General features: G+C 34.0%; 12 protein-coding genes and 1 pseudogene. 11 read left to right on the top strand and 2 right to left on the bottom strand.

The annotated features are described in order from the left end of the window. Positions 1-2: 2 nt before the first annotated feature. Positions 3-1,193 (bottom strand): M14 family metallopeptidase, encoded by a 1,191-nt coding sequence (locus tag QQS35_RS04435; RefSeq protein WP_285930645.1) that lies wholly within the window; start codon positions 1,191-1,193, stop codon positions 3-5. Between the two features lie 221 nt (positions 1,194-1,414). Between QQS35_RS04435 and QQS35_RS04430 the strand changes: the two genes are divergently transcribed. Further along, positions 1,415-1,654: an indolepyruvate ferredoxin oxidoreductase subunit alpha gene (locus QQS35_RS04430; protein ID WP_285930643.1), complete on the top strand. Its 240-nt coding sequence runs from the start codon at positions 1,415-1,417 to the stop codon at positions 1,652-1,654. Positions 1,655-1,822: 168 nt separating this feature from the next. Here the strand turns inward: QQS35_RS04430 and QQS35_RS04425 are convergent, their stop codons facing one another. Then, entirely contained in the window at positions 1,823-2,101 is a 279-nt protein-coding gene (locus QQS35_RS04425) for an acylphosphatase (protein ID WP_285930641.1), read from the bottom strand. 91 nt (positions 2,102-2,192) lie between these two features. Between QQS35_RS04425 and QQS35_RS04420 the strand changes: the two genes are divergently transcribed. The 10 genes and pseudogenes from QQS35_RS04420 to QQS35_RS04375 all read left to right on the top strand — a co-directional run bounded on the left by QQS35_RS04420 (position 2,193) and on the right by QQS35_RS04375 (position 16,271). Then, complete coding sequence (locus QQS35_RS04420; protein ID WP_285930639.1) at positions 2,193-3,167, top strand: P1 family peptidase; 975 nt, start codon at positions 2,193-2,195, stop codon at positions 3,165-3,167. A 394-nt stretch (positions 3,168-3,561) separates the two neighbouring features. After that, the gene (locus tag QQS35_RS04415; RefSeq protein WP_285930638.1) at positions 3,562-4,026 is read left to right on the top strand and encodes a hypothetical protein; all 465 of its coding nucleotides are present in this window, start codon (positions 3,562-3,564) and stop codon (positions 4,024-4,026) included. A gap of 1,231 nt (positions 4,027-5,257) precedes the next feature. Next, a complete protein-coding gene (locus tag QQS35_RS04410; protein WP_285930636.1) occupies positions 5,258-5,482 on the top strand; it encodes a hypothetical protein in 225 nt (74 codons plus the stop codon). A 420-nt stretch (positions 5,483-5,902) separates the two neighbouring features. After that, on the top strand, positions 5,903-6,835 hold the full coding sequence (locus QQS35_RS04405; RefSeq protein ID WP_285930635.1) for a peptidase U32 family protein: 933 nt from the start codon (positions 5,903-5,905) through the stop codon (positions 6,833-6,835). Between the two features lie 16 nt (positions 6,836-6,851). Continuing rightward, a complete protein-coding gene (locus QQS35_RS04400; protein WP_285930634.1) occupies positions 6,852-8,081 on the top strand; it encodes a peptidase U32 family protein in 1,230 nt (409 codons plus the stop codon). A 160-nt stretch (positions 8,082-8,241) separates the two neighbouring features. Then, positions 8,242-9,771 carry an FAD-dependent oxidoreductase gene (locus QQS35_RS04395; protein ID WP_285930633.1) on the top strand — a complete coding sequence of 510 codons (1,530 nt, stop codon included), beginning with the start codon at positions 8,242-8,244 and terminating at the stop codon, positions 9,769-9,771. Positions 9,772-9,800: 29 nt separating this feature from the next. Then, on the top strand, positions 9,801-10,565 hold the full coding sequence (locus QQS35_RS04390) for an alpha/beta fold hydrolase (protein ID WP_285930632.1): 765 nt from the start codon (positions 9,801-9,803) through the stop codon (positions 10,563-10,565). Between the two features lie 1,818 nt (positions 10,566-12,383). Beyond that, on the top strand, positions 12,384-14,291 hold the full coding sequence (locus tag QQS35_RS04385) for a CoA-disulfide reductase (protein WP_407933939.1): 1,908 nt from the start codon (positions 12,384-12,386) through the stop codon (positions 14,289-14,291). A 138-nt stretch (positions 14,292-14,429) separates the two neighbouring features. After that, positions 14,430-15,233: pseudogene (locus tag QQS35_RS04380) on the top strand (alpha/beta hydrolase). Positions 15,234-15,791: 558 nt separating this feature from the next. Beyond that, on the top strand, positions 15,792-16,271 hold the full coding sequence (locus QQS35_RS04375; protein WP_285930631.1) for a DsrE/DsrF/DrsH-like family protein: 480 nt from the start codon (positions 15,792-15,794) through the stop codon (positions 16,269-16,271). Positions 16,272-16,304 lie beyond the last annotated feature (33 nt).

The raw sequence follows: 16,304 nt of genomic DNA, 5'->3' as shown, positions 1-16,304 counted from the left end.
ATTTACATATACAGGCTAGCTAAAAGAATACCTCGAGCAGCGCGATATATTTGACTAAATTGACTAATTGGTAGTGGATTAGTTCCTTTGCCTAGTTCTGTTGTGAATCCAGGGCGATTCCAGTTTTGAATAAACCAATCCTTATAACCAGCATAACTATCTACTGTTTGTACTGGTTGGTATCCACTCACAGAAGCGTACTCATTAACGATAATTTCCGCTTCAGGCGGTTCTTGATTTTCAAACCCCCAATAAATTACTTGACCTTGTGTATGGAAAGCATTGACTCTAGAAAAGTCTCTGTACTCTGTCAGTTCAGCCATCGCCTCTGCTTCTGGTTCTGATAATGGTGAAGGGCCAGGATAATCTCTTGGACCCGGTTGTTGTGCTTTTCTTTCTTTTTCTATTTCCCATCCTGCAGGATATTGATTATTTAAATCAACACCACGAATATTGGCTTTCCAATTAGAAAAATCAAAACTTCCATTATTCATCTCCAATACATTACTTCGGTAAGGTTCTAGTTCAGGTGGACCATTAATGACTAGGTTTACACCATCAGGATTAACCATGGGTACTAGAGACAGCATTGCATTCTGGTATAGGGGTAATAGCTCAACATTCTGCATGGAACCATTATTCGTTACAGCTAATAAATAATCATTTAAAAAGGTCATTATGGTAGGTGTTGTTATCCATTCGTTTGCATGAAATGACCCATTAATATGAACTCTTTTACTTCCATTACCGATTCGTAGTTCGTTAATATTTTTACCCATTACAGAACTTCCTATCACTTCTTGAACAATAAAAGGATAAACATTTATTAGCTCTTGCATATCTAGTTGCATTTTTCCATAGTCATACTCATTAGGATCATTGACTATCCTCCATGTAACCCGAACAGGAATACGAATCGATTGGCCAACTTGCAATACATTCGGGTTAACCGATTGATTAACTAGCGAAATTGCATCTGGACTAATATTTCTTCTTTGAGCAATTGCCCAAATCGTTTCACCACTTTTTATTTGATAATTCGTTGTAACAAAACCTGGTAATTGGATGGATTGCCCTATATTTAATTGATTTTGATTAATTTGTCTATTTGAATCCAAGATTAACCGCATTGGTAATTGAAAAAGCTGACTATAATACCATAAAGAGTCACCTTGTCGAACAGTAACTTGCATGAGAACCCTCCTTTATCGCTTATAAAAATACTATATGATACACTTGCCTATTAAGTTAAAAAAAGGTAGTTAATTGACTCAGTATTAATTTTATTTAGACACATACTAAGAGAAAATAATAAAAATACTTTTCTATAATGGAATAAATAGGCTATAATATTACATGATAAACAGCTTGTATGCTAAAATTGAACTAAGTTTTAATAAAGGAGGAAATTTTCTTGGCTTTTGTAATCGTATCACCTTGTGAACAAGAGAAAGCAGGCGAATGTGTTGAAGTTTGTCCTGTAGATTGTATAGAAGAAGGAAAAGATATGTTCTATATCGATCCAGATATATGTATTGATTGTGGGGCTTGTGAAGCAGTATGTCCTGTAGAAGCAATTTACATGGAAGATGAAGTGCCTGACAAAGAGCACGAATACATTGCGTTAAATCGTAAGTTTTTTGAAGAAAAATAAGTAACCGAGTAAAACGTACTTATTCCTTCATGCAATTATAAAGGTATTAGAGGCTGACTACGAAGTCAGCCTCTTTTCATGCTGAACATTTATATATGTCAAAGAATGTATATTTAGTTTCCTATGGGAGTCAAATTAGCACTTGCATAAATAATGAAATAAAATTTACTATTTTACTGAAAATGAATCATAACCTTTCAGGTCTTCATAAACTTCAACATGAACGTCGTTCACTTTTATAAATCGACTTGGTCCTTCTTTAATGATATCAATCAGTTGATAAACCTTTTCTGGTTTTCCTTCTACTTCTATTTCAACGGTACCATCTGACAGGTTCTTAACCCATCCATTAACTCCAATTTTATCTGCTTGCATTTGAGTAGTTGCACGAAATCCAACTCCTTGGACCATTCCACTAACAATTAAATGTGCACGTATCACTAACATCACCTCAAAATATTTGTTATTTACTGTTTAACCTTATATTATCAAATTAAAACAAGCCTATGAAAAAGTGTTGCCGAAAGGGGATATACAGATGAATCAAATTAAGATTTCTGAAATAGAAGGCTTTAAGATTGGACATGCACAAAACGATGAAGCAGCTACAGGGTGTACAGTTATTTTAAATGAACAAGGAGCTGTTACAGGTGTTGATGTAAGAGGAGGTGCACCAGGTACACGAGAAACAGACTTGTTGAAGTCTGAGAATTTGGTAGAAGCCGTTCATGCTGTATTTTTAGCAGGTGGTAGTGCTTATGGATTGGATGTTGGATCTGGTGTCATGAAATATTTGGAGGAAAGAGAAGTGGGGTTTGACGTACAAGTAGCTAAAGTTCCCATCGTTACAGGTGCGATATTGTTTGATTTAATAAACGGTGACCCATTGATTAGACCAGACAAAGCAATGGGATATGAAGCTTGTGCAAATGTAAATCAAATTAGTCAACATCATGGAAATTTGGGAGCAGGTACTGGTGCAACAGTTGGTAAGTGCTTAGGTCCAGACTACATAATGAAGGGCGGTATGGGCACGTATGCACTCCAGATCGGTGAGCTTAAAATAGGAGCAATCGTCGCAGTCAATAGCTTTGGGGATATTTATGATCCTATGACGAACCAAATAATTGCTGGTGCATATGACCGAAAGAAAAAGATGTTTCTAAATACAGAACAACAAATGATTTACCAATTACAGCATTCCTCGGTTACAAACCGATTTTCTGGTAATACTTCGATTGGTACTGTTTTAACCAACGCCAAAGTAACAAAAGCTCAGGCTAATAAAATTGCAGCGATGGCTCATGATGGATTTGCTCGGACAATGAGACCGTCCCACACGATGGTTGATGGTGATACGATCTTTGCAATGTCTACAAATAAAGTGGAAGCTGATTTAAATACAGTTGGTTTTCTAGCTTCAACCGTGATAGAAAAAGCAGTTATACAAGCTGTGCGAAGCGCAGAGCATGTGTTTGATATACCCTCATATCAAGACACAGTGGATAACTAACAGATTAATGTTATAGGTGAGCCATTTTAATCAATTTCTAAAAAGAACATTAGATGAAAAGAAGGTTGAATATTATTGTAACTGGTTCCGTTACCAATCGAAACATAAAAATGTAATATAAAATGACCACCAAATTGTATGATGATTTGTTGGTCATTTTTTGTTGGTGTAAAAACATTTTATTAATAATATATATTAAAATTTTAGTGTAATTTGCACCTCTATTTGTTAGATGACAATGTCCAGTGTATGTCTACATTTTGACCTGAAAATCCGTATGTAAATTAATATGTTTTTGCTTGATCTTGCAAGGTGTTTTGAGTATTTATGTTAAAATAAATATAGAAATTGTGAACAATTACACTTAAACGGTTAGAAGAGTTGAACAAGAGAATTGAGGGGGGATATTAGGATTGAAAGATATAGATTTTTTTTAGTTTTGGCGATTATGCTTGTAGGTTGTAAGAACGAAAAAGTAATTGAAGAACAGAAAATAACATATGGTGAACAGATACCGCAAGAAGAGGCTTTATCTGTAATATCATTTGTACCTAAGCAAATTAATGAAGATAGTTCATCTTTCCCAATAAAGAAGAAGTCGGCAATACATAATAAAACAGATAAACGAAGTGAAATTATTGAATTAAGGTACGGAGGAGTAGAATGCAATATTCTGTTAGAAGTCGAAAATACAAAAAAATTAAAACGAAATAATTCATTGGATTTTGAAGAAATCAATCTTATGGATGGAGAAAACGCCTATTATGCAGAAGATCAGTATATACAATATATCGCTTGGATTGATAATGAATTAAGTTATCTTATGTCATTCCACTATAAAGGAAACCCCACTCAATAAAAGAGATGTATTCTCAAAAGAAGATATTTTAGAAATAATAGATCAACTGGAATGAAATCTTATTCAACAAACGGGTGGCTTAAGTGGCACAAGGTTGTTGATGTCACAGTTCCTATTGCTTATTGAGCTAAAGAAGCAGTTTTCCTAAAGAAGAGGAGTGAGAAGTTTGAATAAATACTTTATAAATATGATTGCCATAGTCATTATTGTCGTTACATTTTTATTATTATTCAAGTATTGGATTGAAGTAGATTTCGGAATATCGCATATATTTTTAATCATAGCAGGGGGTTATGGTATCTACCTTAACCTAAAAGCTCTAAAAAAAGAATGGAAAAATTAGTTAAAAACTAAATGTAATTTAGAGATTGCCTATAGATGTATTTAAAGTAACGGGTAGCAAGAGTTTAACAAGAAGGTAGTTAAAATTGATGACCTTTTTATATTGAAAATAAGATGGATAAATGGAATTTCATGTTAAGATAACCTTAATGATATGTTAACCTTTGTACATAAAGTAACGAAGCAGTTAGGTTGAATAATAGAAATCATTTGAGAACTTTTACCATAGTCGTTCGTAATATGGTTAGGAGGTGCATCTCGCGTGAAATGGTTATTACTTCAAATTCTGACATTAGGTGCTATAGGAATATTGATGGCGGTATTAGAATGAAATGAGGGTAATAGAATTGTTAGCCCCTCTGCAAATTGGACCCCAACAAACAACATTTATATCACATTTATTATCATAACAGTGGTTTTATGTTGCTTCTATTTAATTTTTTTATTTGAGGCAAAAAAGAGTAACAATATTTTAGAACGGTCCTTTTGGAATTTGATGCCCAAGATTAGTATCTCAGTTAGTGTATTATCTATAATTTTTTTAGTAGGGGGAAGTAGGACCCATTATGACCTGGGTTGAACAGTGGCGGTCACTCCTATATGTTTTCCTTATATACTTTCTATTTTTAATATTTCTCTATTTTTTCGATTGAACATAAGAAACAGTGAAATAACAATCGTATTAACAAAACTATCTTTACTTCATACATATGGACAATAGTTCTGTTCTTTGGAATCTTTTTTATTTTTTAATGCAGCAAGTTTTGCCGTACTTTTTAAGTTTGTGGAAATTAAAGGCTAAAGGGTGCTCATATTTTAATAAGGAGTTGTCCAATTAAGGAAGCTCTTATTCTGCTAAAGTTCAGGGTTATTTGTAGGGGGAGGCTATATGAATAAAAATACAAGTTTAATTTTAGGTGTATTGTTCATTTTGACAAGTGGTTTAATTTATACAATTGAACGTTTGAGTTCTTATGTATATTGGCTTGCACAAACAAATACGGGTTCATGGGAGACTAATCCAAATATTTCATTTTTTGATAACATTTTTATTTTGTTATTTATAATAATTGGTATAGTATTCATAGTTATCGCTTTTAAAGAAAAATCATAGTTTCTTCACTGCAAGGCACACACCATTGTGAATCATTACACTTAAAGTAACTGGCATTAGTTGTAGGAGCAATTGAAAATATACAGAAAAAACTCAGTTTATTGAAACTGAGTTTTTTTATAATTAAAATTATAAATATAACTACAAAACACGGTTTAATTCATTAAACAAATCTATATGCTTTTTATAATGCAATTTCGAGATTTGCGATAGGTAACGGAACCCGTTAACATTATTGCAGCTTTTTTTGTCTTCATCATACTTCTAAAGCTAAGATCAACCTCTATTTTAGATTTTTTCAGTAATCCTTCTAAGATACCCCATTTAAGAAAACCGTATATATTGTGACAAAAATCACTGAATTTTATCTATAAAAAGTCATAATGAGGTGTAGACTGTAGAAAATTTTGAGGTGAACGTATGATAACTTCTTATCGTCCTGAATTAATAGCAACTGCAAGAGATCTAGAAGAATTAAAAACATTGGCCAACGTAGGTGCAGATGCGATTACAATTGGTCATCAATCGTTTGGACTTCGAGTTACTGGAGATTTTGAATTAGATGAAATAAGACGAGCAACAACGTTTTTGCATCGTTCGAATAAGAAAGTATATATCGTTATGAATGCCATTTTTCATAATAAAGATTTAGTTGAATTACCAACATATATCAAACAACTGATTGAGATAGAAGTAGACGGTATCATTTGCGGAGATCCATCTATCTTTCCAATATTAGATGAAATCGACCTATCGATTCCTGTTTTTTGGAATCCTGAAACGTTATCTACAAACTATGAAACATTAAAGTTTTGGCAATCGAAAGGAATAAAACGAGCAATTCTTTCTAATGAGCTAGCACTAGATGCCATTATTGACATTAAAAATGAAGTGAAAATACCAGTAGAGATTCAAGTTCACGGTATGACGTGCATATTTCAATCAAAGCGCAAGCTTGTTACGAATTATTATAATCATATCCAAGATAGCTATAGTAGAGATAAACGACTGCATTTAAAGCAATTCAATGAGGCTGAAAGTAACTACCCTGTTTTTGAGGATTGTAATGGTACACACATCATGAGTAACGAGGACTTATGCATGATAGAGAACTTACAACCTATTTTGGATGCAGGCATAGACAGTATTCGAATTAATGGCATGTTTAAGTCTAGAAGCTATAATCAAGCAATTGTTACTCTTTATCGGGAAGCAATCGATCTTTTTTTAACTGATCGCTATCAATACAATAGCTTCAATTATTTAAATAGTCTAAGACAACGAATCGCTTCTATTCAACCAGAAGATAGATTACTTGATACAGGATTTTATTTTAAAGAACAGATATATTAATCAGGAGTGTACGCACATGACTACAAGACAAAATAGAAAACCAGAATTATTAGCACCTGCAGGTAATTTGGAGAAACTTAAATTTGCAATTCATTATGGTGCTGATGCTGTATATATTGGCGGAAAACAATTTGGCCTAAGAGCAAAGGCAGGAAATTTCTCTTTTGAAGACATGAGAGAAGGAGTAGAATTCGCAAACAGATATGGTGCGAAAGTATATGTTGCGGCAAATATTATTGCACATAACGAGAACTTAAACGGTGCACAGGAATATTTTAAATCGTTGTATGACATTGGAATTGCAGCAGTAATTATAGCTGATCCTGCTTTGATTACAGCATGTAGGGAAGGTGCTCCTGATTTAGAGATTCATATCAGTACCCAAGCATCTATTGCTAACTGGAGAACTGTGCAATTTTGGAAAAATGAAGGAATCCCACGTGTTGTTTTAGCAAGAGAGGTATCGTTAGAAGAAATAAAAGAGATGAAAGAAAAAGTGGATATAGAAATTGAAGCATTTATTCATGGAGCCATGTGTATATCTTATTCGGGAAGATGTGTTTTATCCAATCATATGACTTCCCGTGATGCTAATCGAGGTGGTTGTGCACAATCATGTCGCTGGAATTATGACTTATTTGAAGATGGTACGGATGGTTCTATAAATATATCTGAAAAGGCAGATGAGGCCTATACAATGAGTTCACAGGATTTAAGTATGGTGGAACATCTACCAGATATTTTAGAACTTGGTGTAGATAGCTTGAAAATCGAAGGACGGATGAAGAGTATTCATTACGTAGCGACTGTAGTCAACGTTTACCGTAAAATAATTGATACGTATTTTGATGACCCAGAAAATTATAAACTAGATCAAGCATGGGTGGATGAAATATGGAAAGCAGCACAGCGCTCGCTAACAACCGCATTTTATTACGATGAACCAACTGAAAAAGACCAATTGTTTGGTAAACCAGATCGTATCCCTAAGTATGATTTTGCTGGTCTCGTATTGGATTATGATGAAGGAACACAAATAGCTACGATCCAGCAACGAAACTCGTTCAAAGTCGGAGATGAAATTGAATTCTTTGGACCGAATTTTTATCATTTCAAACAAACGATTGATGAAATTTGGGACGAACAGGGAATTCAGGTCGATATAGCCAGGCATCCAATGATGATTACAAAAGTAAAAGTGAAACAGCCAGTGCGCTATTATGACATGATGCGAAAGCGCAAGTAACTTACTTATACAAAGACACTGAAGCCATAACTCTATGGCTTTCGTGTCTTTTTTTTTATAACGAAGCGACACTCAGATGCTATAATTTCAAATTATGTACATGAAATAGATAATTTTGCGGAAAATATGTAAAAATGTTTCATTTCGCAGGAGGATTATGATGAGCAATAATTACAAAACACCACAGTATCCAGAACCATATTGGAGAGAATCCGTTGATATACCGAGCTTTCCTAGACTAGAAGAAAACATTCACGTAGATGTTGGTATCGTTGGTGGAGGGATAACTGGAATTACAACAGCCTACCTATTAACGAAAAAAGGATTAAAAGTGGCAGTTATTGATGCTGGCAAACTTTTTAATGGTACAACAGGACATACAACTGCAAAAATTACGGCACAGCACGGTCTGATTTATGATGAATTAATCCAACATTTCGGCGAGAATAAGGCTAAATTATATTATCAAGCAGCAATGGACGCAAAAAGGTTTGTAAAGGACACCATTACTGAACATAATATAGCGTGCGATTTTTCAGAGCAAGATGCCTACGTGTACACGAATGAAGACAAATATGTATCAAAAATATCAAATGAAATGAAAGCATATGAAAAACTAGAAATCGAAGGGGAAATAACAGACGAAATACCTTTTGATATACCGATTAAAACTGCCATTATTATGAAAAATCAAGCACAATTTCATCCATTACAGTATTTAACAACATTAGTACATTATATTAAGGATAATGGTGGACTAATTTATGAAGATACAACAGCCACTGATGTTGAGAACGGCGATCATCCAATTATTTTAACAAGGGATGGACACAGGATTATTTGTAACCATGTTGTCGCTGCATCTCATTTTCCTTTTTATGGTGGACAAGGTTTTTATTTTTCAAGGATGTATCCAGAACGCTCTTATATTGTAGCGGTGAAATCCGATAAAAAGTACCCTGGAGGCATGTATATAAATGCAGAACAACCGACGAGATCGCTTCGTTCCACTACAGTAGACGGGGAAGAGTTGTGGCTTATAGGTGGAGAAAACCATAAAACTGGACAAGGTAAATCAACGATAGAACATTATGAAGCATTGGAGAAATTTGCAGATTCAACTTTTGGAATTAAAGAGTATAGCTACCGGTGGTCAGCACAAGATTTAACCACATTAGATAAAGTACCTTTTATTGGTCCGATTACAGAAGACCAACCTGAAGTTCTGATTGCAACTGGATATAGAAAGTGGGGAATGACGAACGGAACTACAGCAGCACTACTGATTACAGATTTAATTACGAAACAGGCGAATGATTATAAAGAGTTGTTTGCCCCATCAAGATTTCATGCTGACCCTGATTTGAAAAAGTTTGCAAGTATTAATGCAGACGTTGCTAAACATATGATTCAAGGAAAATTAGAGTTCACCTCCACAAAAATAGAAGATGTGAAAGAGGATGAGGGAAGAATTGTCAGATTAAACGGCCAGAGAGCTGGTGTTTATAGAGATACAAATGGGGAAGTTCATGTAGTTGATACAACATGTACACATATGGGGTGTGAAGTGAACTGGAATGCTGGGGACCGGACATGGGATTGTCCTTGTCATGGATCAAGATTTTCTGTTACTGGAGAAGTTGTAGAAGGACCAGCTCAAAAGCCACTAAAAAAATATAACCCTGAATAAGCAACAGCCTAGAAGGGAGGAAGAGGTTCTTGAAGAGCATTACTTTCGATAACGGAATTGTTTATTATGAACAATTAGGAAATGGAATTCCAATCATTTTTATTCATCCACCAGGGATGGGACGAAGAGTATTTGATTATCAAAAGAAACTCGCCGAACATTACAGAATTATCTTGCCGGATTTAAGTGGTCACGGGCAATCACGTTCATTTATGAATGGACCAATTATTAGACAGTATGTAAAGGAATTGAATTTAATTTTAGAAGAAGAAAGCATTGATCAAGCAATTATATTGGGTTATTCTGCTGGTGGAATGATCGCACAAGAGTTTTCATTAAGTTATCCATTGAAAACTAAGGCAATTGTATTATCTGGTGGTTATCCAAGAGTAGCAACACCTGGTTTAACCATGTTATATAAAATGGGGATGAATTTACTAAAGAGCTCACCGACCACTTTGATAAATTTGTTGGCATTCAGTCATGCACGTGACCCAGAATATAGAAAGATATTGGCTGAACACATGAAATACTCTGATGTGAATCACTGGTACAAGTATTATGAAGAAACGTATCATTATAATTGTGTTAAAAAGTTAAATCTAATCATAGAACCGTTGCTCGTCGTATATGGACAGAATTCATTTTGGGTGAATAAACATAATAGTTTCTACGATCGCTGTGGTAATAGTGAAATAGCCATGATTAAAAATGGATTTCACCAAGTTCCCACAAAAAAATGGCTAGCATTAAATCATGTAGTAGAGAATTTTATAGAAAGAAATTGTAGATAGAATTTGTGAAACCGCATTGTCTCAATATCACATTTTTTTGAGATATTGAGACATTTTTTTAATGTTTACGCTTGTATATATAGGCTTGTATGTAGTAAATCGTTAACATTCTAAATAATCCAAAGTGTTAAACTTAGTTAAAAGTTTGATTATCTTCATTCTTATAAAAACCCTAAACTCCAAAATTTCCTTTTAAACAATCACCCTAAATCTTCACTATTACTATTAGAAAATCCAAGATATCCGAAGACGAGTAGATATTAGAAAGTACACGAAAATGAATAGTTTACTAAGTAATAGTTACTAAAAATTAATGTATAGCAATTAAAAATTGTGGATATGGCGATCTATTTTTGCAATTAAAGATATATTGGGATTTTATGTTAAAATGATATGGGAACAGTTATATATTCTATATAATTAAATAAGTATGATATATTTTCAATATGGTAGTATGTTATTGCAGTATGCAGTGAATGACGCCTTACAGGTGTAAACTTACTTCAAACGCACCTATTTGTATCTGTTCCTCAGCTGTCAATAAAGCTATAAAATGGAGTTTAGGAGGGATTATTCTGAATAAGATCATTGACAATAGAGGTGAAGAACATGAGTGGATGCTTATATTTGCTGCAATTTGTTCTTTAATTACATTAAAAAAAATCTCGAAATTAGAACGATATAAAAACAAATTAAAAGGTACATTTATACCTTATTAAAACTAAAATTAATTTGAAAAGCTACAAAAATATTCGTTAATAGAGAAGAGGAGGTGAGGTGAGGAAAAAAAGCGCATAACAAACATACATTCATATGAATGAAGAATCTTAAGTGGATATTTTTTATCTGGGAATCTTCATACACCTTCAACAAGGGAACATCCTAGGGTGAAGGGGGGAGAAGGAGTTCCTATTTTATATCATTATAGAATCATAATCATATGGTTTCAAAAGGGAATATGCTGTTGGACTTGAAGAAAACAGTGACACTTAACCATGTAGGATCAGGTACTATCTAGTTATTACTCGTTGAAAAATAGAAGGAGTTAAGTTTTATTGACATCGAATTTATACGAATGCCATACAGGATATTTAACCTACAAAACATAAGTGATCCAAAAAATAAATTCTAGACATTAGCTCAAATTTGTATTTTGTCTCAATAACCTAAGAATACTTAACTTTTGAGATATTTTCGGTAATTTTGATTTCACTTCCTATAATATATATTAGATTAGCCGTTTTATAGACTTATCGTTATGTTCCTATAATTATTAGTTCGGGATAAGAGATTATTGGAATACGTCCTTGGTGGTTATGTTCAAAAATAGTCGAACTATAACTACTATAAACCTTTTCTTTTGGAGGATACTTTATACTAAAAATTCTTCTTGATCTTCATAATTCTTCAAATAAACCTTAACATCTCTTCATATTCAATCCGTTTTTAATAATACAACATTATAGTATCAATAGCATATGAAAAACTTATCATTTTTAGCTTTCTAGTTTTTCCGCTCGTAATAGTGTAGTTCAGAAGAACAGATAAATAGTAAAAGAATTCATGACAAAGTAGTTGAGGCAATAGGGGCTTATTTATCAATTGTATGAAACGTTTCTACATTCGAGAAGAGCACAGGAGTTAGGAAATAACTCTTGTGCTCATTCTTTTCTTTAAACAAAAGGTATATGTAATATAGCTTCTTGATTTAAAACAATAATAATGTGTGATATATATCACATCCAATTCTAAAATGTGTTATTATAATAGTTCGTATACCTATACGGGTATAAGTAAAAACTTTGGGGGTTTTTAATCATGAGAAAAATTATAATTGTCGGTGGTGTTGCAGGTGGTGCAACTGCAGCTGCAAGACTTAGAAGATTAGATGAGGAATCACAAATTGTACTATTTGAAAGAGGAGAATATGTGTCGTTTGCGAACTGTGGTCTACCGTATTATATTGGTGAGACGATTAAAGATAGGAGTAAATTACTTGTTCAAACGGTAGAAGGCATGAGCAAAAAATTCAATTTAGACATTCGTAATTTAACAGAAGTAAACAGAATAGATCGTGAAAATAAAACAGTTGAAGCGAAAAACTTACAAACTGGTGAAACGTATAAGGAAAGCTATGATGCACTTATTCTATCTCCTGGTGCAAAACCAACTTTTCCACCAATTCCAGGGATCAAAGAAGCACATAATATCTTTACACTAAGAAATATCCCAGATACAGACAAGATTAAAGCTTATGTTGATGAACGCAAGCCAAAAGAGGCTGTCGTTATCGGTGGAGGGTTTATCGGTTTGGAAATGGCGGAAAACTTGGTGGATCGTGGCGTAAATGTAACGCTTGTTGAGATGGCGAAACAAGTAATGGCTCCATTAGATTATGAAATGGCAGCTATTGTTCACCGTCACTTAAAAGACAAAGGTGTAAACTTGATACTTGAAAATGGTGTGAAATCATTTGAAGAAAACGGAAAGAAAATTATTTTATCTAGTGGAAAAGAAATCATAACAGATATGACAATGCTTTCAATAGGTGTTAAACCCGAGAACTCATTAGCAGTAGATGCAGGTTTAGAAATCGGGGATCGTGGTGGCATAAAGGTTAATGAGTATTTGCAAACAAACGATCCAGATATTTTTGCTTTAGGAGACGCAATTGAAGTAAAGGATTATATTAATGGCCAGCCAACGATGATCCCATTGGCTGGACCTGCTAATCGTCAAGGTCGAATCGTTGCCAACAACGTCTATGGAAAGAAAGAAGCCTATAAAGGTACACTAGGAACTGGTATTGCAAAAGTATTTGATTTGACGGTTGCAACAACTGGGAACAATGAAAAAATGTTAAGTCAAAAGGGAATAGCATATAAAGTTGCGCACGTTCATCCCGCTTCCCATGCAGGGTATTATCCTGGTGCATCTCCTATTGCATTAAAACTTATCTTTGATGAAAAGACGGGGGAAATTTTTGGTGCACAAGCAGTCGGAATCGATGGGGTCGACAAACGTATTGATGTGATTGCAACTGCTATTAAAGGTAACTTGACGGTACATGATTTGACGGAATTAGAGCTTTCTTATGCGCCACCATTTTCTTCTGCAAAAGATCCAGTCAACATGGTAGGTTACGTTGCTTCTAACATGCTTGATGAAGATTTGGAAACAGTTCAATGGGATGAAATGGATCAAATAATTGAAACGGGTGGTATGCTAATCGATGTCCGTGAACCTATTGAAAGAGAAGCAGGCTTTATCAAAGGATCAATAAATATACCATTAGGAGAAATTCGAGACCACTTAGAGGAATTACCTAAAGACCAAATTATTTATGTCACATGTCAAGTGGGTTTACGTGGTTACCTTGCAACTCGAATCTTAACATCTAATGGCTATAAAGTGAAAAATTTAGATGGTGGTTGGAAAACCTATTCCGCAGTTTTTCATTCTGGAGAAGAAGATAGAAACACCTATCAAATAGAGGTTGAATTTTCTCACGAATTAGATGTCACTGGATTGCAATGTCCAGATCCATTAAGGAATGTATTTCAAAAGATGAAAACTTTGAAGACGGGTGAGATTTTAAAAGTATATGCAACAGACTCTAACTTCACGAAAGATATAAAAGGTTGGTGTGCAAAGAATGGTAACACAGTCATAAAAATCGAACAGGAAGAAAAGCAATATGTGACTTATATACGTAAAGATGCTTAGTAAAATAAGCCCCCTACAATTCGTGATGGGGGCTTTATTCGTGTTAAAGCAGTTATCAATCATAGTAATAAGTCTCCAACTATTAGAGAAAGATAATAAGACACAAAACAATCATTCCTAATTAAAAGGAGGACTACTATGAAAACTGTATCTCCGGAGGCTTTTACCTTTGAAGGTGGAGATCGTGCTGTACTCTTGTTACATGGCTTTACCGGTACTACAGCAGATGTCCGTATGCTTGGACGCTACTTGGAAAGTAATGGATATACTGTTCATGCGCCTCTGTATAAAGGGCATGGTTCGAATGAAACTAAAAACTTGATTCAATCAACTGATCAGGAGTGGTGGGAATCAGTTATAGGTAGATATAACCTTCTAAAAAACAAAGGTTATAAAAAAATCGCAATTACTGTTCTGTCGTTAGGCGGACTTTTCTCCCTTAAGTTAGCAGCAAGCTACCCAATTGTTGGTACATTACCAATGTGTGCGCCGTTAGGATTTTCTCATAAAACTACGGTCAGAAATATGATTTTGTACTAAACAATAGAACAAAAAAAGAGGGAAGGTAAGTATGATGACATGATTGATAAGGAAATGGAAGTCCTTAAAAGTCAACAATCAATGAATGCAATTAATGGCCTCAATGAATTAATTAAGGAAGTTAAAGAAGGCCTTCCATCCATTCAACCACCTACATTTGTCATTCAAGGTCGTCAGGATCAAGTAATAGATATGAATAATCCGACTATGATTCTGAATCAAATATCTTCAAATCAAAAAAAGCTAAAATGGTATGAAAAATCAGGACACCTAATTACGATTGGAAAGGAAAGAAATAGGCTTGAGGAAGATGTACGAGCATGTTTGAGAACGCTTAGTTGGGATGGAGGCGATGAGAATGCTGACATTTCCAAAGGTAAAGAACAACGAATTTGGTGGTAAGTAATTACAGAGGGGATTGATAAAAACTGATGGAATATTACCTTAAAGATAACCTAAAATTAACTTACATATAAAAAACTAAAGTAAATGTTAAAATAAAAAAACAGAAATACAAATAAAGAGAGCTTTGGATGTAATAATCATCTTATGTCTTCTTTATTTGTATTATCTAATTGTTCAAATTGCGGTTGCGGAGTTCATGGTACAGTAATACAATAACAGCTACAATACCGTTAAGGATATATGATAAAGAAGGTAACTTAAGAGGATGAATCTAATGAATTTAAATCTCGGGTTTCTTGTTCCTATAGTCATAAACGAATCTGTAGATAGGAAGAAATGATTGTAATATAACCAATTAAGTATTAACTCTCAAATAAATTAAATTACATCATTGACAAAATACCTAGCAGGGTATATTATAGGTTTTGTAGACGAACGCCACAGTTAAATTAATAATAAATTATATAGAGGGTTGACACCCACTTTTTATTTTATTATTATATATACCCGTAGGGGTAACGGTATTAAAATATAGAAACTTATAGGGGGATTAACATGTCAGAAAAGAAAATAACAACCATTGTTCTATTCAGTGGAGATTACGATAAAGCAATGGCAGCATATATTATTGCTAATGGTGCAGCTGCCTACGATCATGAAGTAACTATTTTTCATACGTTTTGGGGCTTAAATGCTCTAAGGAAAGATGAAAACATTGAAGTGAAAAAAGGTTTTATGGAAAAAATGTTTGGAAAAATGATGCCAAGAGGCGCAGATAAAATGGGATTATCGAAAATGCACTTTGCAGGCTTTGGTCCAAAGATGATTAAAGGTGTAATGAAAAAGCATAATGCAATGCCATTACCAGACTTAGTTGAAATGGCAAAGGAGCAAGATGTTAAGCTAGTAGCATGTACAATGACAATGGATCTATTAGGACTCCAAAAAGAAGAACTATTAGATGGTATTGATTATGCAGGAGTTGCCGCTTATCTTGGTGACGCTGAAGATGGAAATGTAAACTTGTTTATATAATAATGAAGGAATTTTTCCTTCATTAATTGGAGG

This window comes from Aquibacillus rhizosphaerae (assembly GCF_030282825.1).
GTDB classification, from domain to species: Bacteria; Bacillota; Bacilli; order Bacillales; family Amphibacillaceae; genus Aquibacillus_C; species Aquibacillus_C rhizosphaerae.
This window is presented reverse-complemented; position numbering and strand designations above follow the sequence as displayed.

Bases quoted from the DNA above. Each gene is read 5' to 3' on its own strand.
- QQS35_RS04435 (WP_285930645.1), bottom strand. From the start codon at position 1,193: ATGCAAGTTACTGTTCGACAAGGTGACTCTTTATGGTATTATAGTCAG.
- QQS35_RS04425 (WP_285930641.1), bottom strand. From the start codon at position 2,101: ATGTTAGTGATACGTGCACATTTAATTGTTAGTGGAATGGTCCAAGGA.
- QQS35_RS04420 (WP_285930639.1), top strand. From the start codon at position 2,193: ATGAATCAAATTAAGATTTCTGAAATAGAAGGCTTTAAGATTGGACAT.
- QQS35_RS04410 (WP_285930636.1), top strand. From the start codon at position 5,258: ATGAATAAAAATACAAGTTTAATTTTAGGTGTATTGTTCATTTTGACA.
- QQS35_RS04405 (WP_285930635.1), top strand. From the start codon at position 5,903: ATGATAACTTCTTATCGTCCTGAATTAATAGCAACTGCAAGAGATCTA.
- QQS35_RS04400 (WP_285930634.1), top strand. From the start codon at position 6,852: ATGACTACAAGACAAAATAGAAAACCAGAATTATTAGCACCTGCAGGT.
- QQS35_RS04395 (WP_285930633.1), top strand. From the start codon at position 8,242: ATGAGCAATAATTACAAAACACCACAGTATCCAGAACCATATTGGAGA.
- QQS35_RS04385 (WP_407933939.1), top strand. From the start codon at position 12,384: ATGAGAAAAATTATAATTGTCGGTGGTGTTGCAGGTGGTGCAACTGCA.
- QQS35_RS04375 (WP_285930631.1), top strand. From the start codon at position 15,792: ATGTCAGAAAAGAAAATAACAACCATTGTTCTATTCAGTGGAGATTAC.